Consider the following 18,149-nt stretch of genomic DNA (forward strand, 5'->3'; position numbering starts at 1 on the left):
CCATGATGCGGCCGGAGATGTGGGGCTCGAGTGCGCCGTAGTCGTACGACAGCTCGGGAAGGGTGTAGACAGCCATGCCGGAATGCCTCCTGGATCGTGTGCCGCGCCGGAGTAGAGCGACATCTTTGACGAACGCGTTCGAGAACGGCAAATGCGATCGAACGCGACACCGGTGGAACGTAGAAGACCCGTGAGATTGTTCCGGCCGAGGCCGAGCAGTCTCACGGGTCTTCTGGTGCTCCGCAAGGAGCGGGTCAGTGCTTGGTGCTGCCGGCCCCAGTGTCGTCAGGGCTGACGATGTGGCTGCCGCCACCCACGGCCGACCCGGACTCGACGGCCTGCGTCGTGTCCGCGGTGCCCAGGGCGTCGTGCTCACCGTGCGAGTGCGATGCCGCGAGCTCCGACGGGGTCACGGGCTCGACCCGGTCCTCGTAGAAGAACTGCGACAGACGCTGGAGTCGACGGTCCTTCTTGTAGCCCTTGCGGCGGACGCCGCGCGAGTCGGTCGCCGGGTCGATCTCGAGCGGGGCGTGCGCCGTGTAGTTCACACGGAGCCAGCGCTCCTGCTCGTCGAGCGGACGGTGGACCTCGATGTACTCACCGTGCGCGAAGCGCACGATGCGGCCGGTCTCGTGGCCGTGCAGGACGAGCTCGCGGTCCTTGCGCTGGAGCCCGAGGCAGATGCGCTTGGTGATCCAGAAGGCGATCACCGGACCGACGAAGAGGAGCACTCGGAACACCCACGTGATCGCGTTGATCGACAGGTGGAAGTGCGTCGCGATGAGGTCGTTCGAACCGGCCAGGGCCAGGATGATGAACGCCGTCAGGAACGCGACACCGAGCCCGGTGCGGACCGGGACGTTGCGCGGGCGGTCGAGCACGTGGTGCTCGCGCTTGTCCTTGGTCACCGCCGCCTCGAGGAACGGGTAGACCGCGAGGAACGTGAACAGCAGGCCCGGGATCACGACCGCCGGGATGAGGATGTTGAGCGAGAGCGTGTAGCCCGCGATCACGTACTCGGTCTGCCCGGGCATGAGTCGTAGCGAACCCTCGAGGAAGAGCATGTACCAGTCGGGCTGGGCGCCCGCCGACACGGGGGAGGGGTCGTACGGTCCGTAGTTCCACACGTTGTTGATGGCCATCGTGGCGCCCATGGCGGCGATGACGCCGAACACCACGAAGAAGAAGCCACCGGCCTTGGCGACGTACACGGGGAAGAGCGGGAAGCCCACGACGTTGCCGTTGGTGCGGCCGCCACCCGGGTACTGCGTGTGCTTGTGCAGCACCACGAAGAACAGGTGGAGCGCGACGAGCGCCAGGATGAGGCCCGGGACCACGAGGATGTGAAGCGTGAAGAGCCTCGGGATGATGTGCTCGCCAGGGAACTCGCCACCGAAGATGAAGTACGACATGTACGACCCGATGACCGGGATCGACTTGACGACGCCGTCGGTGATGCGCAGGCCGTTGCCGGACAGGACGTCGTCCGGGAGCGAGTAGCCCGTGAAGCCCGCTGCGAGACCCATGATCATCAGGAGGAACCCGACCATCCAGTTGAGCTCACGGGGCTTGCGGAACGCGCCGGTGAAGAACACGCGCATCATGTGGGTCACGATCGCTGCCATGAAGAGCAGCGCGGACCAGTGGTGGATCTGACGCATGAGCAGGCCGCCACGCACCTCGAACGAGGTGTGCAGCGTCGAGGCGAAGGCCTCGGACATGAGCACGCCGTTCATCGACGCCGGCTCACCGTGGTACGTGACCAGGCCCATGCTCGGCACGAAGAACATCGTCAGGAAGAATCCCGAGATGATCAGGACGACGAACGAGTAGAGGGCGATCTCGCCCAGGAGGAACGACCAGTGGTCGGGGAAGACCTTCCGGGCGAACTCCTTCACGGCTCCGGCGATGCCGGTGCGCTGGTCCAGGTAGTCTGCGGTCGCTTCAGCGGGTCCCGCGGTGCTGGTGCTCACTTCAGGCGCTCCCAGTAGCTCGGTCCGACGGGCTCGTGGAAGTCGCTCTGCGCAACCAGGTAGCCCTCGTCGTCAACGGTGATCGGCAGCTGCGGGAGCGGCCTCTTGGCCGGGCCGAAGACGACCTTGGCGCCGTCGGCGACGTCGAAGGTCGACTGGTGGCACGGGCACAGCAGGTGGTGCGTCTGCTGCTCGTAGAGCGCGACGGGGCAGCCGACGTGGGTGCAGACCTTGGAGTACGCGACGATGCCGTCGTACGACCAGTCCTTGCGGTCCGGGGCCTCCTTGAGGTCACGCGGGTCGAGGCGGACCATCAGGACGATCGCCTTGGCCTTCTCCGAGATCCACTCGTGGGAGTTGCGCACCTCCTCGGACACGTCCGGGATCACGTGGAAGGCGCTGCCGATCGTGACGTCCTCGGCCTTGATCGGGCGGCCCGACGGGTCGAGCGCGAGGCGCATCTTGGGCTTCCAGAGGGTGTGACGGAACTTGCTGACGTTCCAGTCTCCACCCACCTCTGCCACGAGGGGAACAGCGATCGCGAGGGGGAACAGCGCGAGGGCCGTCACGACGGCACCCTTGAGCACGCCACGACGGGCGATGCCCGAGTCCTCTGCGCCCTCGGTGAGGGCCTGGACGGCCTCTGCGCGCACTGCGTCCGAGCTGCGCTGGGCGTGCCGCTCGTCGACGTGCTCGTGGTCCGACATGAGCGTCTTGGCCCAGTGGACGGCCGCGAGACCGATGCCGAGCAGCGCGAACGCCAGGCCGAGCCCGATGATCAGGTTCGTGGTGCGGATGCCCGCGACGGACGTGTCGTCCGGGAGGGCGAAGAAGGCGACCAGCATGCCGATGGTGCCGATGATCGAGATCGTGAAGAGGATCACGACCTGCATCTCGGCACGCTTGGCGGCCTTGGGGTCACGGTCTGCCATCCGGCTCTTGTGAGCCGGGATGCCTGGATCCTGGAAGCGGTCGAGCTCCTGCCCGTCCTGCTTCGTCAGGTCCGTCGAGTTCTGGTTGTCGCTCACGACGACTTCGCTCCGATCCACACAGCGGCGCCGATCAGCAGGCCGAGCCCGACGATCCACGCCCAGAGGCCCTCGCTGACGGGGCCGAGAGAGCCGAGGTCAAGTCCACCGGCAGAACCCTCACGCTGCTCGACGAGGTACGCGATGACGTCGCGCTTCTCGTCGGGCGTGATGTTCATGTCGTTGAAGACCGGCATGGACTGCGGGCCGGTCAGCATGGCCTGGTAGATGTTCCGCTCGGAGGTGTCCCACAGCGCAGGGGCGAACTTGCCCTCCGAGAGAGCACCGCCCGCGCCGACGGCGTTGTGGCACATCGCGCAGTTGGTGCGGAAGACGGCCGCGCCGTTGGCGGAGTCGCCGAGCGAGGCGTCGATCTGCTCGTCCGTCGGGATCGCCGGGCCGGCGCCCAGGGAGGCGATGTACGCAGCGAGCTGCGACGTCTGCTCCTCGTCGAACTGGCGCGGCTTCTGGATGGCCTGAGGGCCCTCCATCTGCATGGGCATACGACCGGTCGACACCTGGAAGTCGACAGCGGCCGCGCCGACGCCGACGAGGGACGGAACGGTGTCCGAGCCCTCCGCGTTCGGGCCGTGGCAGGTGGCGCAGTTCGCCTGGAAAAGCTTCTGGCCTGTCTCGATGTCCTCAGTGCTGGCGGTGTCAGCGCTGGCTGGACTCGGGGCAAAGGCGGCGTAGACGCCGCCGGTGACCAGCAGCGCCAGCAGCAGCAGCACGACCGGAGCGAAGCGGTGGTGTCTGCGGGCGGCGAGTGCCTTCACGAAATGATCCTCGTCTCGCAAGTGGGGGGTGCAGGGGGCAGGTGTGGTTGTCCGGGCATCGGTGCCGCGGGCGTCACCGCGTCAACGAAGGATGTAGATCACGAAGAACAGTGCGATCCACACGACGTCGACGAAGTGCCAGTAGTAGGACGTCACGATGCCGGTCGTGGCCTCGTGGTGCCCGAAGTTCTTGGCGGAGAAGGACCGACCGAGAAGGAACAGGAAGGCGATCAGACCGCCGACGACGTGGATGCCGTGGAAGCCCGTGGCCATGAAGAAGACCGAGCCGTAGGGGTGCGACGAGATGGTGAGTCCCTCGTGCACGAGCTCGGCGTACTCGTAGATCTGACCGCCGATGAAGATCGAGCCCATGATGTACGTGAGCGTGATCCACTCGTTCATCCCCCACCGGTTGACCTGGAAGATCGATCCGGTGCGGACGGGCTGGAAGCGCTCCGCCGCGAGGACTCCGAGCTGGCAGGTCACGGAGGACAGCACCAGCACCGTGGTGTTGACCACGGCGAAGGGGATGTTGAGCTTCTCGGTCTGAGAAGCCCACTCCTCCGCCGGGATCACCGAACGTGCGGTGAAGTACATAGCGAACAGTCCAGCGAAGAACATGAGCTCGCTGGCCAGCCACACGATCGTCCCGACCGAAACTGGGTTCGGTCGGTTGACGCTCACGTGCTGGTGGGCGTGGGGGGCAGCCGTTGCGGTCGACACATCAGCCATTATGGCCGACGTCGGAGCGATTTGGACCATCGAACCAGGGGGTGGCGCGCGGCGAATCTCACAAACTCTCCAGATCTCCCTACCAAGCCCTGCACTTCGTGACGGATCGCGTTGAAGTGCCATGAAAGGGCGTCATTCCGGGCGTTGTGCGAAGAGTGCGGGCCTCGACATTTCCTGACGGTGCGCTGGGAATTGCCATGAAATGACGACGACGGTCGGCGCCCGCGCCGCGCGCGAGCATCCCGGCGGTCACCTCGGGCGCTCGGCGCCACCGACCGCGGACGCCGCCCCTGTCCGGTGGGCGGACGCGCGACGGCCGTCACCGGTGCGGGGGGGTGCCGTGGCGCGACCCGACGTGCCAAGATGCCGGGGAGCGCTGCTCTCGTCGTACAGGTGCCGGTCGATGACCGGGCACCGCGGGCAGCGCGCCACCAGACCAGACCCGGCCGGGACCGGTCGGGACCACGTGAGACCCGAACGAGATGGAGGCGACGATGACGTCGACCACGAGCGGCACGACGACCACGTCCACCGGCGGTGCGCTGTCGGTGCAGGGCACGGACGTCGAGCCGACCACGGCGCCCCGTGAGGCGCGCGCCCCCCGCATCCTGCTCTACAGCGACGACGCGACCGTCCGCGAGCAGGTACGGATGGCGGTCGGGCGTCGGGTCCGCGTCGGTGCTCCGGACATCGTCTGGAAGGAGGTCGCGACCGCTGCCGCGGTCGTCGCCGCGGCCGACGCCGGCGGCTGGGACCTGCTCGTGCTCGACGGCGAGGCCGACAAGGCCGGGGGCATGGGACTGTCCCGCCAGCTCAAGAACGAGATCTACGAGTGCCCTCCCGTTCTGGTCCTCACGGGCAGGCCTCAGGACGGTTGGCTAGCATCGTGGTCGCTCGCCGACGATGCCGTTCCTCGGCCCTTCGACGCGATCGAGCTGCAGCGGGCGATCGTCTCGCTGATCGAATGACCTCATGAAGGGCAGGTCCTGTGACCACGACCCCGGGCATCCCGGCACACGCTTCCTCCGACCCCGCGCCGACGGCCACCGTCCTGGTGTCCGAGCAGTCGGAGCCGACGTGGCCCGGGCTCCTCACGGAGCTCATCGCCGGCCATGACCTGAGCGCCGCGCAGACGGCCTGGGCCATGGACAAGGTCATGACGGGCGAGGTCAGCCCCGTCCGGCTCGCGGCGTTCCTGATCGCGCTGCGGTCCAAGGGCGAGACGGTCGGCGAGCTGCGCGGCCTCGCGGACTCGATGCTCGCGCACGCCACGCGCTTCCAGGTCGCCGGCCCCTCGGTCGACATCGTGGGGACGGGTGGGGACCGTGCGCACACGGTCAACGTCTCGACCATGGCTGCCGTGGTCATCGCCGGGACCGGGGTGCGCGTCGTCAAGCACGGCAACCGCGCCGCGTCGTCGTCCTCCGGGTCGGCCGACGTCCTCGAGGTCCTGGGCATCCGGCTGGACCAGTCGCCCGAGCGGGTGGCTCAGCTCGTCGACGAGGTCGGCATCACGTTCTGCTTCGCGCAGGTCTTCCACCCTTCGTTCCGGCACTCGGCGGTCGCGCGCAAGGAGCTCGGCGTGCCGACGGCCTTCAACTTCCTGGGCCCGCTGACCAACCCGGCGCAGCCTCGCGCGGCCGCGATCGGGGTCGCCGACGAGCGCATGGCCCCGCTCGTGGCGGGGGTCTTCGCTTCCCGCGGGGCGTCGGCGATCGTGTTCCGTGGTGACGACGGTCTCGACGAGCTGGCGGCGACGGGCACGTCGACCGTCTGGGAGGTGCGCGACGGCGAGGTGACCGTCCACTCGCTCGACGCGGCCCGCGACCTCGGTCTGCAGCGGATCACGGTCGAGGACCTGCGCGGCGCCGACGCGGCCTTCAACGCCGAGGTCGCGCGGCGCGTCTTCGCGGGGGACCCCGGGCCCGTGCGCGAGACCGTGCTGCTCAACGCTGCGGCCGCGCTCGTCGCGGACGGGAGCCTGCCGGGGACCGCGGAAGGGACGCTCGTCGAGCGCCTCGCGGCGGGCATGCAGCACGGTGCGGCGAGCATCGACTCGGGCGCGGCCGCGGCCGCGCTCGCCCGCGGGGTCTCCGCGTCCTCGCGCTGACACCGGTCCGGTGGGGCGACCCGCGAAGGTCGCTCCACCGGGGCCGCGTCAGTCGTCGAGGCCGAGCGCGAACGCCTGCTCGAGGTCCACGTCGGAGTAGGCGCGGAACGCGATGAACGTCTCGGTGCGCAGCACACCCTGCACCTTGCTGATCTTGTCGGCGATCACGTCGGCGAGGTCGTCGTGCTCGTCGACACGCACCATCGCGACGAGGTCCGCCTTGCCGGTCACGGAGTAGACCTCGCTGACCCCTTTGAGCGAGGCGACGTGCGAGGCGACCTCCGGGATGAGGTTCGGTTCGGTGTCGATCAGCACGATCGCGGTCAGCATGGGTCCTCCGTCGGGTCCGTGGCACGCGGTTCGCCGGTCGGGGAACCGCTGCCCAATCTAGCCTTGCCGTGGTGGGCCACGCGCTGTGCGGTGCGGGTGCCGTCCGCGAAGGCTCGCGCCGAGCGGACGGGCCACGAGAGCGGGTGGCTCACGTCGACGAGCCGGACCCCCGGTTGTTCGAGCCAACCCAGCACCAGGTCGGCCTCGTGGGGGTGGCACGCGGGCGCCGGGGCCACGGGGGCCGGCACGTCCTCGGCGGTCGCGACGAGCGCGTCGATCGTCGCCCAGGGGTCCGCACCGGCGGGCGAGAGGCCCGTGGCCGCGAGCCGTGCGTGCCGCACGACCACGATCTCCCAGCGGGCGCCCTCGACGGGGCGGGCGGCGACGAGCTGGGCGCACGCCGCGAGCGGTCGGAGCCGTTGCGCGCGCCCGGCGCCCAGGAGGAAGGCTTCGAGCCGGGCCGTGACCTCGGCGGCCTGCTCGTAGCGCTCGGTCGCGGCGAGCTCGGCGATGCGCGCGCTCAGGTGCTCGACGACGTCGCCCGGGTCCGCGAGCATGGTCGCCCGCGCGCGGCCCACCACGGCCGGGTAGTCCTGCGGTCGCTGCTCGGTGGTGCAGGGCGCGCCGCAGCGTCCCATCTCGGCGAGGGCGCACGCGCTCGCTCCCCGGGCGGGCAGGAGCGGGAGCCGCGGGCTGCACTGGCGCAGGGCGAGCGCGTCGTGCAGGGCGTCGATCGCGAGCTGAGCCTGCCGGCGCGACGAGTACGGTCCGATGTGCGCGGCGTCCGGCCGGACGTCCTGGACGATCGAGAGCCGAGGGTGGTGCTCGTTCGTCAGACGCACCCAGCTCATGCGCTCGGGGAACTTGGAGCGACGGTTGTAGCGCGGTGAGTGCTCGGCGATCAGCCGGAGCTCGCGGACCTGGGCCTCGAGGACCGTGGCGCACTCGACCGGGGTGACGGCGTGGGCGATGCGGACCATCTCGGTCATGCGGCCACGCTTCTCCGCGGCCGTGAAGTAGCTGCGCACCCGGCGCCGGATCGACGTCGAGGTGCCGACGTAGAGCACCTCCTCGCCGGGACCGCGGAACATGTAGACCCCCGGGCCGTCGGGGAGGCCGTCGGCGAGCGTCCGCTTGCGCCGGACGTCGGCCGGGACCGGGTCGGTGGCGGTCGCGAGGTCCTCGAGGTGCGTGACCCCGAACGGTGCCACGCGCTCGAGCAGCGCGTGCAGCACGTCGACCGTGGCGCGCGCGTCGGCCAGCGCCCGGTGCTCGGGGGTCACGGTCGCGTGGAAGAGCGCGGCCAGGGTCGAGAGCTTGTGGTTGGGTGCCTCGTCGCGGGTCACGACGCGTCGCGCGAGCGGCACGGTGTCGAGGACCTGGTTGCCCGGCCACTCGTAGCCCGCGTCCTTGGCGGCGGCCTTGAGGAAGCCGATGTCGAAGGGCGCGTTGTGCGCGACGAGCACCGCGCCGCGGGAGAACTCCAGGAAGCTGGGCAGCACGGCCTCGATGCGTGGGGCGGTCGCGACCATCCCCGTGGTGATCCCCGTGAGGCGCGCGATGAACGCGGGGACCGGCGTACCCGGGTTGACGAGCGTCTGGAACTCGCCGAGCACCTCCCCGCCGCGGACCTTGACCGCGCCGATCTCCGTGATCCCGGCCGAGGCGGGCGAGCCGCCGGTCGTCTCGAGGTCCACGACCACGAAGGTCACGTCCTGCAGCGGGGTGCAGAGCTCGTCGAGGCCGAGCTGGACCGGCGTGCTTCCCTCGCCGGGCGCGGGGGTGAAGGCGCGGACCGAGAGCAACCGGGACCCGTCCGGGGCGGGCGTTCGGCGTGGTGCGTCCCGGGTGGGGACGGTCGTGGACGACATGGGGCGAAGGTAGCCTCGGGCACTGACACGTCCGTCCGCGCGGCCCGTGATCGCTGCCCGTAGTGTGGACCCATGGATGGGACGAGTCGGGACAAGAAGGACACACCGCATCGATCGGACGACGCGCCGCCCGACACGGTCGTCGTCCCGTCCGTCGTCCGCACCCAGCTGCTCGAGCTCTCCGCGCGCGTCCTGGGCGCCTGGGAGCCCTCGAGCGTCCCCGTGCCCCTCCGCAGGGTCCGCACGTTCGCGCCGCGCCGACGAGCGGTGTCGGGCGCCGTGCCCCTGTGGCAGGCCCTCGAGACCAGCGCCTCGTTCCGGCATGCGGTCGCGGCAGCCTGGAGCGCGGCTCGCCCCCGGGAGGCGCGCGCCCTCCGGCCCGACGGCGTCACGTCCACGGGCGGCGACGTCGCCACGGCGTCGGTCGCCCCTGGTGCCGACGAGAGCACCGAGACGGCGGGAGGCGCGGGTCCCGCCGGGGCGCCCGACACGCCGGACGACTCGCTCGACGAGGTGACCACGTCGGCAGGTGAGGTCCCGGTGCGGGACGAAGGCTCCGCCGTCGGGCAGGGCGAGGCCGAGGCCGAACGGGCCGCGAGCGGCCTCGTGGACCTGGCCGTCGGCGCGTTCCTGCTGCGACCCGACGGCTGGGAGGACCACCTGGCGCGCGCGGCCTCGGCCCTCGAGACGCAGGCCGAGGCGCAGCACCGCGCTCAGGAGGCCGAGCGTGCCGCGGGGGAGCGCGACCGGGCCGTCGCCGAGCTCGCCGCTGCCCAGGAGGCCGCGGCTGCCGACCGCGCTGCGCTCGACGAGGCCCGGGCCGAGATCGCGACGCTCAAGAAGCAGGAGCGCAAGCTCCGCTCGGACGCCGACCGCGCCCGGGCAGAGGCCCGGGCCGCGCTCGCCGAGGCCGCCGCACGCCCCGAGGCCGCCGAGGCGCTCGGGGCGCGGGCCGCCGACGAGCGCCGGGAGGCGTCGGTCGCGCTCGACCGCGCGCACGCCGCCCGGGACGAGGCGCGCACGCTCACGCACACCGGGGCCGAGCTCGCCAACGCGCGCGCCAGGCTCCTGCTGGAGACCGTCGTGGACGCAGCGGTCGGGCTCCGCCGCGAGCTCGGGATCCCCCCGACGACGCTCCGACCGGCCGACACCGTGGCCCCCGCGGACGGCGGAGGGGTGCCGGGCGCTCCCGACCGCACCCGGCCCGGGTCGCGCGGGCGGACCGGCGACGACCCGGCGCTGCTCGACGACGTCCTGGCCGTCCCCCAGATGCACCTCATCGTCGACGGGTACAACGTGACCAAGACGGGCTTCGGCGCGCTGACCCTCGCGCAGCAGCGGCGGCGCCTCGTGGACGGGCTGGTGCGCGTCGCGTCGCGCACCGGGGCCGAGGTCACGTGCTGCTTCGACGGGCAGGACCTGGGCCACCTGCCGCCCGCGAGCACCCGCGGGGTGCGTGTCCTGTTCACGTCGGGCGAGATCGCCGACCACCTGATCCGCCGGCTCGTCGCGGCCGAGCCCGAGGGGCGGCCCGTCGCGGTCGTCACGAGCGACCGGGAGGTCGCCGACGACGTCCAGGCCATGGGCGCCGTGGCGATCGGGTCGCCGGCCCTCGTCGCGCGGCTCGCGAGGCTCTGAGGGCGGGGCCGCGGACAGCACGACGGCCGGCCCCTCCTGGGGACCGGCCGTCGTGCGGAGCAGGCGTCTCCGTGCGGGTCAGTGGGCGGCAGCGCCCGCGTAGATCGCGTCGATCTCGACCGAGAAGTCCTGGAGGACGACGTTGCGCTTGACCTTGAGCGAAGGCGTCAGGTAGCCGTTCTCGACCGTGAAGTCCGTGGTCAGGATCGTGAACTTGCGGATCGACTCGGCGCGCGAGACGGCCTTGTTGGCGCGGTCCACGGCGGCGTCGAGGGCCGCGAGGACGTCGATGTCGAGAGCCGCGGCGTCGATGCTCATGGGCTCCTTGCCGTGCATCGCGAGCCACCCGGGCAGGCCCTCGGGGTCGATCGTCATGAGCGCGCCGATGAACGGCTGCCCGTCCCCGACGACGACGCACTGGCTGATCAGGGCGTGCGCGCGGATGCGGTCCTCGAGCACGGCCGGGGCGACGTTCTTGCCTCCCGCGGTCACGATGATCTCCTTCTTGCGGCCCGTGATGCGCAGGAACCCGTCGGCGTCGAGCGAGCCCAGGTCGCCCGTGCGGAACCAGCCGTCGACGAACGCGTCCTGCGTGGCCTGCGGGTTGTTGTGGTACCCGCGGAACACGTGGTGGCCCTTGAGCAGGATCTCGCCGTCCTCGGCGATCTTGGCGCCGCAGCCCGGGAGCTGGGGCCCCACGGTCCCGATCTTGGTCGCGGTCGGCCGGTTGACCGACGTCGGTGCGGTCGTCTCGGTCAGGCCGTAGCCCTCGAGGATGCGCACGCCGATGCCGCGGTAGAAGTGCCCGAGCCGCTCACCGAGCGGGGCGCCGCCCGAGACGGCCCACTTGGTCTGCCCGCCGAGCGCCGCACGCAGCTTCTTGTAGACGAGCGCGTCGGCGACCTTGTGCTGGAGCTTGAGGCCGATGCCCGGGCCCTTGGGGTCGTCCAGGGCGCGGGAGTAGGCGATCGCGGTCGCCGCGGCCCAGTGGAAGATCTTGACCTTTCCGCCCGCGGCGGCCTTCTGCTCCGAGGAGTTGTAGACCTTCTCGAAGACACGGGGGACCGAGAGGATGTAGGTCGGCTTGAACTCGCCGAGGTCCTCGAGGAGCGTCTTGGTGTCCGGGGTGTGCCCCAGGACCGTCCCGCCCGCCACGACGAGCACGCCGATGAAGCGCGCGAACACGTGCGCCAGGGGCATGAACAGCAGCGTGCGACCGTTGGCCTCGGCGAAGACCTCGGGCAGCGCCTTCACGGCGTTGACGGTCAGCGAGTAGAAGTTCTCGTGCGTGAGCTCGGCGCCCTTGGGGCGTCCCGTGGTGCCCGAGGTGTAGATGATGGTCGCGACGTCCGCGAGATTCGCGAGGCCGCGGCGGCGGGCGATCTCGTCGTCGCTGACGTCCTTGCCCGCCTCCTTGAGCGCGGCGATCCCACCGTCGTCGATCACGAACACCTGGCCGAGCTCGGGCGCCTGTGCCCGGACCTCCTCGACCGTGGCGGCGTGCGCGGGCGACTCGACCACGAGCAGCCTGACCCCGGCGTCCGAGAGGATCCACTGGACCTGCTCGGCGCTCGAGGTCTCGTACAGGGGCACGGGGACCGCGCCCGCGGCCCAGGTGGCCCAGTCGAGCAGGGTCCACTCGTAGCGGGTGCGGGACATGATGCCCACGTGCTCGCCGGGCTGGATGCCCAGGGCCACGAGGCCCTTGGCGACCGAGACGACGTCGGCGTCGACCTCGCGTGCGGTCAGTGTCTTCCAGGGGGCGCCCGGCCCGCTCTTGACCTCGACCATCGGCTGGTCGGGCCCGGCCGCGACACGGCTGGCGAAGAGGTCGTTGAGGTTGTCGAGGGGATCGACATCGATGATGCGCGGTGCGCTGAACTCGTCCATGCTGGCTCCAGTGGCAGAAGTCGACGGTGTGAGAACACTACCCACAGGACGGAAGTGTCGTTGACCGCCTCCGAGTCGGTACTCTTCATGGTGCTGTGCGCTGTTGCGCAAGATTTCAGGCCGTACCTGGGCGAACACCGGGAGCGACCGACGATCGGAGCCGACGGACGTACGCAGAACCGATGCCGAGGCGGTGCACAACCGTTACCGGCGGGCGTTCCCATCCTGTGAGTTCCAGACCGCTACGTGAGTGAGGACCTGACATGCATGCCATCGGAGTCGACATCGGCGGAACGAAGATCGCCGCGGGTGTGGTCGACGAGAACGGCAAGATCCTTGCGCAGACGCGTCGCGACACCGAGCCCGACGACGTCGCGAGCATCGACGCAGCCGTCGCGGACGTGTACGCCGAGCTGTCCAAGGAGTTCGAGGTCGAGGCCATGGGCCTGGCCGCAGCCGGCTTCGTGAGCCCCGACCGCACCTCGGTCCTCTTCGCTCCCAACATCGCCTGGCGCGAGTACCCGCTGGCCGCCAAGGTCCGCGCGCTGATCGGCGACGACGACGTCAAGATCGTCGTCGAGAACGACGCCAACGCGGCGGGCTGGGCCGAGTTCCAGTTCGGCGCGGGCCGCGACGCCTCGGACATGCTCATGCTCACGGTCGGCACGGGGCTGGGCGGCGCGATCATCGTCGACCGCAAGCTCGTGCGCGGTCGCTGGGGCGTGGCGGCCGAGGTCGGGCACATGCGCGTCGTGCCCGGCGGACACTACTGCGGTTGCGGACACGAGGGCTGCTGGGAGCAGTACGCGTCGGGCAGCGCGCTCGTGCGCGACGGCCAGGCCGCGCTCATCGCGCAGCCGGACCGTGCGACGGCGCTGCTCGAGCTCGCGGGCGGCGACGCCTCGAAGCTCAACGGCCCGCAGATCACGCAGGCCGCGCAGGACGGCGACGAGCTCGCGATCGAGCTGCTCGCGACGCTCGGTCGGTGGATCGGCGAGGGGGCTGCCTCGGTCACGGCGCTGCTCGACCCCGAGCTGATCGTGATCGGTGGCGGTGTCGGTGCTGCCGGCGACCTGCTGCTCCAGCCCGTCCGCAAGGCGTTCGCGGACCAGCTCTCGGCGCGCGGGCACCGTCCCGAGGCGCAGATCGACCTCGCTCAGCAGGGCAACGAGGCCGGCATCGTCGGTGCGGCGGACCTCGCCCGCAGCTAGTCGAGGTCGTCGGCGTCACGGGTCACCGAGGCGGTGGCCGGCACGGCCTGCGTCGACGGGACGGCCCGCGCCCGCCCCCCCGGGTCGCGGGCCGTCCTGCTGCGCGGTCCGACGTCCCGCCCGGGGCGCGACGCACGCCGAGGGGCGTGGCGCCGTCGGGCACGGGAAGCCGTCCCACGGTGCCGCCCGGACGCCCCAGGACGGGCACCGGACGGCGACCGTCAGACGACGGCGCCCGGCCCCGCGTGGTCGTCCTCGCGGCGGTGGGGCATGCGCCACACGAGCACCGCGAGCCCGACCAGGAACAGGCCGCCTGCGACCTGGGCCGCGATCGTCGGGAACGGACGGAGCACGACCATCCCGACGAGCAGCAGGATCGGGATGCCCGCGACCAGGCCCCAGGCCATGGTCAGCAGCGGGTCCCGGCCCATGCCGATGTCCGGGTCCGGGGGAGTGAAGTGGCTCTCGGCCTCCTCGAGGTCCTCGACCTCGGGCGTGGTCGGCCAGTCCCGGGGGCCGGGCCCCTGCACCCAGGGCGCGACCGGGAAGGTCTCGTGGAGGTCGCGGGGCGCCGCGGGGCGGGCGTCGGGCGCGGACGGGCCGGGTCCCGCCTCCGCGACGGCCGACTCCGCAGCGGCCGAGACGTCCGAGAGGTCGGCCACGATGTCGGCCCAGCGGGCCTCGACGTCGGGGAGGTCGTCCTGCGGCGTGGTCGGCTGGTCGTCGGTCGGCTCGATCGCGTCGTCCTTCCCGTCGTTCTCGTCCTGCGGTCCTGCATTCGGTGCGGCCATGGGGTTCACTCTAGAGTCGGAACCGCAGCCCGTGTTCGCGGGGTGCTCCAAGGAGGAACGTTGTTCTACTGGTTCATGAAGCAGGTGTTGGTCGGCCCCCTGCTCCGGCTGCTGTACCGTCCGTGGACGCGCGGCGTCGACAACGTCCCCGACGAGGGCGGAGCGATCCTCGCGAGCAACCACCTCGCGGTCATCGACTCCTTCATCCTGCCCCTCGTGCTGAACCGCAAGGTCCAGTTCCTCGGCAAGTCCGACTACTTCACGGGCAAGGGAATCAAAGGGCGCCTGACGGCCGGGTTCATGCGCGGCGTGGGCACCATCCCCGTCGACCGTGCGGGCGGAAAGGCCAGCGAGGCCGCGCTCACCACGGGACTGCGGGTCCTGGGTGACGGCGAGCTGTTCGGCATCTACCCCGAGGGCACGCGCAGCCCCGACGGGCGCCTCTACCGCGGCAAGACCGGCGTGGCCCGCCTCGCTCTCGAGTCCGGCGCGCCCGTGGTCCCCGTCGCGATGATCGGCACCAACATCGCCCAGCCCATCGGCAAGGTCATCCCCAAGCCCATGCGGATCGGGATCGTGATCGGCGAGCCGCTCGACTTCAGCCGCTACAAGGGCATGGAGAACGACCGCTTCATCCTGCGCGCCGTCGCGGACGAGATCATGTACGCGATCATGAGCCTCTCGGGCCAGGAGTACGTGGACATCTACGCCGCGACGGCCAAGGCGCGCCTCGCGGCCGGACCCGCCGCTACCACACCTCCCGCCTCGCCCGCGGCCCCGGGCGGAAGGCCGGTCCCGGACGTCCAGGTTCCGGAACCGCCGCAGGAGGACCCCGCGCCGTCAGTAGACTGAGGGAGCAGGCCGTCCCGCTGCCCCGGGGGATCCCCGGCGTCGATCGACGCAGGCACGGCGGCATCCTTCAACGAGAGGCTCCTTTGCTATGTCTGATCGTCGGCAGGTTCGTCGCGTCGCTCTCCTGACGGCCGGTGGTTTCGCCCCGTGCCTGTCCTCCGCCGTGGGCGGTCTGATCGAGCGCTACACCGAGCTCGCCCCCGAGGTCGAGATCATCGCCTACCAGCACGGCTACCACGGCCTGCTGACCGGCAACAAGATCGTCGTCGACGAGGAGACCCGCAAGAACGCGGGCATCCTGCACCGCTTCGGCGGCTCGCCGATCGGCAACTCGCGCGTCAAGCTCACGAACGCGAAGGACTGCGTCAAGCGCGGTCTGGTCCAGGAGGGCCAGGACCCGCTGCAGGTCGCCGCGGAGCAGCTCAAGGCCGACGGCGTCGACGTCCTGCACACCATCGGTGGCGACGACACCAACACGACCGCGGCGGACCTCGCGGCCTACCTGCACGAGAACGACTACGAGCTGACGGTCGTGGGCCTGCCCAAGACGATCGACAACGACGTGATCCCGATCCGTCAGTCGCTCGGCGCCTGGACCGCCGCCGAGGAGGCTGCGGGCTTCGCGCGCAACATCATCGGCGAGCACCGCTCGGGCCCGCGCATGCTGATCGTGCACGAGGTCATGGGGCGTCACTGCGGCTGGCTGACCGCCGCCTCGGCCGCCGAGTACCGCAAGTGGCTCGACACGCAGGAGTGGGTCCCGGGCATCGGCCTGACCAAGGAGCGGTGGGACATCCACGCGGTGTTCGTCCCCGAGCTCGCGCTCGACATCGAGGCCGAGGCAGCGCGCCTGCGCACCGTCATGGACGAGGTCGGCAACGTCAACATCTTCCTGTCCGAGGGCGCGGGCATGAACGAGATCGTCGCGCAGCTCGAGGCGTCGGGCGAGACGGTCGAGCGCGACCCCTTCGGCCACGTCAAGCTCGACACGATCAACCCGGGTGCCTGGTTCGCCAAGCAGTTCGCGGAGAAGCTCGGCGCCGAGAAGACCATGGTCCAGAAGTCGGGCTACTACTCGCGCGCCGCGGCCGCGAACGCCGAGGACCTGCGCCTCATCAAGTCCATGACGGACCTCGCCGTGGACTGCGCGTTCAGGGGCGAGTCGGGCGTGATCGGTCACGACGAGGAGAACGGCGACCGCCTGCGCGCGATCGAGTTCCCGCGCATCGCGGGCGGCAAGGCGTTCGACGTCTCGCAGCCGTGGTTCGGCGACCTGCTGGGCGAGATCGGCCAGCCGCTCGTCCCCGCCGCCCCGACGGCGCACTGACCCGCTGATGGCGACCACGACCGGCGCGGAGATCACCCAGGGGCTGGACGCGTTCCGTTCCCTCGTCGCGCAGCAGCAACCCACGTGGCCCGACGCCGCGGCCCTCGCGGACGTGTCCGCGCGGCTCGCGGCCTCCGCGCCGCTCGTGGTCCCCTCGGAAGCCGACACCCTGCGCTCGCGGCTCGCCGCCGCGGGCCGGGGCGAGGCCTTCCTCCTGCAGGGCGGTGACTGCGCCGAGACGTTCGCGGACGCGAACGCCCTGCGCATCCGCAACAAGGTCCGCACCATCCTGCAGATGGCCGTGATCCTGACGCACGGCGCGAGCATGCCCATCGTGAAGATGGGCCGGCTCGCGGGGCAGTACGCCAAGCCGCGCAGCTCGAACGACGAGACGCGCGAGGGCGTCACGCTGCCCGCGTACCGCGGCGACATGGTCAACGGGCACGCCTTCACGCCCGAGGACCGCGTCCCGGACCCCGAGCGGCTCATGCAGGCGTACCGGATCTCGTCGGCGACGCTCAACGTGGTCCGGGCCTTCACGGGCGGCGGGTTCGCGGACCTGCGCCAGGTGCACGAGTGGAACCGCGGTTTCATGCGCAACCCCGCGTACGCGCGCTACGAGAGCACGGCCGCGGAGATCGACCGCGCGATCCGTTTCATGAAGGCGTGCGGGGTCGACTTCGACGCGCTGCGCACCGTGGAGTTCTTCGTGAGCCACGAGGCGCTCATCCTCGACTACGAGCGGTCGCTCACGCGCATCGACTCGCGCTCGGGCAACGCCTACGACACCTCGGGGCACTTCCTGTGGATCGGTGAGCGCACGCGCCAGCTCGACGGCGCGCACGTCGACTTCCTGTCGCGCGTGGCGAACCCGATCGGCGTCAAGCTCGGCCCGACCACGGCCCCCGACGACGCGCTGCGCCTGATCGACAAGCTCAACCCGGACGCGATCCCGGGCCGCCTGACGTTCATCACGCGCATGGGAGCGGGACGGATCCGCGACGCGCTGCCAGCGCTCGTCGAGGCCGTGCGCGAGTCCGGCGCCCCCGTCACGTGGGTCACGGACCCCATGCACGGGAACACCATCACCTCGGACAGCGGGTACAAGACCCGTCGCCTCGAGGACGTCCTGGACGAGGTCCGTGGCTTCTTCGAGGTCCACCGTGCGCTCGGCACGGTGCCTGGTGGCCTGCACGTCGAGCTCACGGGCGACGACGTGACCGAGGTGCTGGGCGGCAGCGAGGAGATCGACGACGCCGGCCTGGCCCTGCGCTACGAGACGCTCGTGGACCCGCGCCTGAACCACCAGCAGTCGCTCGAGATGGCCTTCCAGGTCGCGGAGATGCTCCAGGCCCGCTGAGCCTGCGGCCACGGCCTCACGGCCGGGCCCGTGGCCCGGGAAGACCCCACGCAGCCCGACGGCGGCACACCCGCGGGTGCGCCGCCGTCGGGCTGCGTCGTGCTCGGGGGAGTGGGGCGTGCGCGAGGTCGAGGGGCTCGATGCGACGGAGGTGACCGCGAGGTGGAGGAGGACCGTCGAGAACGAGGCGTGCGTCCCTCTGCCTCGACGCAAGCCCTCTGTCTCGCGAGCCGCCAGGTGGCCGATCAGGTCAGAAGACC

15 protein-coding genes and 1 pseudogene are annotated in these 18,149 nt (G+C 71.0%); 7 read left to right on the forward strand and 9 right to left on the reverse strand.

What is annotated here, in order from left to right; all coding sequences use genetic code 11:
• The 5 genes and pseudogenes from H9641_RS09790 to ctaE form a co-directional block, all read right to left on the reverse strand.
• Positions 1-76: pseudogene (locus tag H9641_RS09790) on the reverse strand (superoxide dismutase); the annotation flags it as partial.
• Between the two features lie 178 nt (positions 77-254).
• Positions 255-1,973: a cytochrome bc1 complex cytochrome b subunit gene (gene qcrB / locus H9641_RS09795; protein WP_318244501.1), complete on the reverse strand. Its 1,719-nt coding sequence runs from the start codon at positions 1,971-1,973 to the stop codon at positions 255-257.
• Entirely contained in the window at positions 1,970-3,001 is a 1,032-nt protein-coding gene (qcrA, locus tag H9641_RS09800) for a cytochrome bc1 complex Rieske iron-sulfur subunit (protein ID WP_318244502.1), read from the reverse strand. Before qcrA ends, qcrB begins: the two co-directional genes overlap by 4 nt.
• On the reverse strand, positions 2,998-3,777 hold the full coding sequence (gene qcrC / locus H9641_RS09805) for a cytochrome bc1 complex diheme cytochrome c subunit (protein ID WP_191803276.1): 780 nt from the start codon (positions 3,775-3,777) through the stop codon (positions 2,998-3,000). The genes qcrA and qcrC overlap by 4 nt, the downstream gene beginning before the upstream one ends.
• 81 nt (positions 3,778-3,858) lie before the next feature.
• Positions 3,859-4,509: an aa3-type cytochrome oxidase subunit III gene (gene ctaE, locus H9641_RS09810; protein WP_191803278.1), complete on the reverse strand. Its 651-nt coding sequence runs from the start codon at positions 4,507-4,509 to the stop codon at positions 3,859-3,861.
• 494 nt (positions 4,510-5,003) lie between these two features.
• On the opposite strand from ctaE, the gene H9641_RS09815 reads away from it, so the two are divergent.
• Entirely contained in the window at positions 5,004-5,477 is a 474-nt protein-coding gene (locus H9641_RS09815) for a hypothetical protein (RefSeq protein WP_225220275.1), read from the forward strand.
• Between the two features lie 86 nt (positions 5,478-5,563).
• Positions 5,564-6,619, forward strand: coding sequence for an anthranilate phosphoribosyltransferase (gene trpD, locus H9641_RS09820; protein WP_191803520.1), 1,056 nt, complete (start codon positions 5,564-5,566; stop codon positions 6,617-6,619).
• Between the two features lie 48 nt (positions 6,620-6,667).
• Here the strand turns inward: trpD and H9641_RS09825 are convergent, their stop codons facing one another.
• Positions 6,668-6,949, reverse strand: coding sequence for an Lrp/AsnC family transcriptional regulator (locus H9641_RS09825; protein WP_191803280.1), 282 nt, complete (start codon positions 6,947-6,949; stop codon positions 6,668-6,670).
• On the reverse strand, positions 6,943-8,820 hold the full coding sequence (locus H9641_RS09830; protein WP_191803282.1) for a DEDD exonuclease domain-containing protein: 1,878 nt from the start codon (positions 8,818-8,820) through the stop codon (positions 6,943-6,945). Before H9641_RS09830 ends, H9641_RS09825 begins: the two co-directional genes overlap by 7 nt.
• A gap of 72 nt (positions 8,821-8,892) precedes the next feature.
• On the opposite strand from H9641_RS09830, the gene H9641_RS09835 reads away from it, so the two are divergent.
• Positions 8,893-10,458 carry an NYN domain-containing protein gene (locus H9641_RS09835; protein ID WP_191803284.1) on the forward strand — a complete coding sequence of 522 codons (1,566 nt, stop codon included), beginning with the start codon at positions 8,893-8,895 and terminating at the stop codon, positions 10,456-10,458.
• Between the two features lie 78 nt (positions 10,459-10,536).
• Here H9641_RS09835 and H9641_RS09840 read toward each other — a convergent pair whose 3' ends face one another.
• On the reverse strand, positions 10,537-12,348 hold the full coding sequence (locus tag H9641_RS09840) for an AMP-dependent synthetase/ligase (RefSeq protein WP_191803286.1): 1,812 nt from the start codon (positions 12,346-12,348) through the stop codon (positions 10,537-10,539).
• 263 nt (positions 12,349-12,611) lie between these two features.
• Here H9641_RS09840 and H9641_RS09845 point away from each other — a divergent pair, with 263 nt between their 5' ends.
• Positions 12,612-13,559 (forward strand): ROK family glucokinase, encoded by a 948-nt coding sequence (locus H9641_RS09845; protein WP_191803288.1) that lies wholly within the window; start codon positions 12,612-12,614, stop codon positions 13,557-13,559.
• A gap of 221 nt (positions 13,560-13,780) precedes the next feature.
• Here the strand turns inward: H9641_RS09845 and H9641_RS09850 are convergent, their stop codons facing one another.
• Entirely contained in the window at positions 13,781-14,350 is a 570-nt protein-coding gene (locus H9641_RS09850; RefSeq protein WP_191803290.1) for a hypothetical protein, read from the reverse strand.
• 75 nt (positions 14,351-14,425) lie between these two features.
• Here H9641_RS09850 and H9641_RS09855 point away from each other — a divergent pair, with 75 nt between their 5' ends.
• From H9641_RS09855 to H9641_RS09865, 3 genes are all read left to right on the forward strand, one after another.
• The gene (locus tag H9641_RS09855) at positions 14,426-15,202 is read left to right on the forward strand and encodes a lysophospholipid acyltransferase family protein (RefSeq protein ID WP_191803292.1); all 777 of its coding nucleotides are present in this window, start codon (positions 14,426-14,428) and stop codon (positions 15,200-15,202) included.
• An 88-nt stretch (positions 15,203-15,290) separates the two neighbouring features.
• Positions 15,291-16,529, forward strand: a complete 1,239-nt coding sequence (locus H9641_RS09860; RefSeq protein ID WP_191803294.1) for a pyrophosphate--fructose-6-phosphate 1-phosphotransferase — start codon at positions 15,291-15,293, stop codon at positions 16,527-16,529.
• A gap of 7 nt (positions 16,530-16,536) precedes the next feature.
• Positions 16,537-17,889: a class II 3-deoxy-7-phosphoheptulonate synthase gene (locus tag H9641_RS09865; RefSeq protein ID WP_191803296.1), complete on the forward strand. Its 1,353-nt coding sequence runs from the start codon at positions 16,537-16,539 to the stop codon at positions 17,887-17,889.
• The last annotated feature ends 260 nt before the right edge of the window (positions 17,890-18,149 follow it).

It is taken from the genome of Oerskovia merdavium, from assembly GCF_014836755.1.
Taxonomy (GTDB): Bacteria; Actinomycetota; Actinomycetes; order Actinomycetales; family Cellulomonadaceae; genus Oerskovia; species Oerskovia merdavium.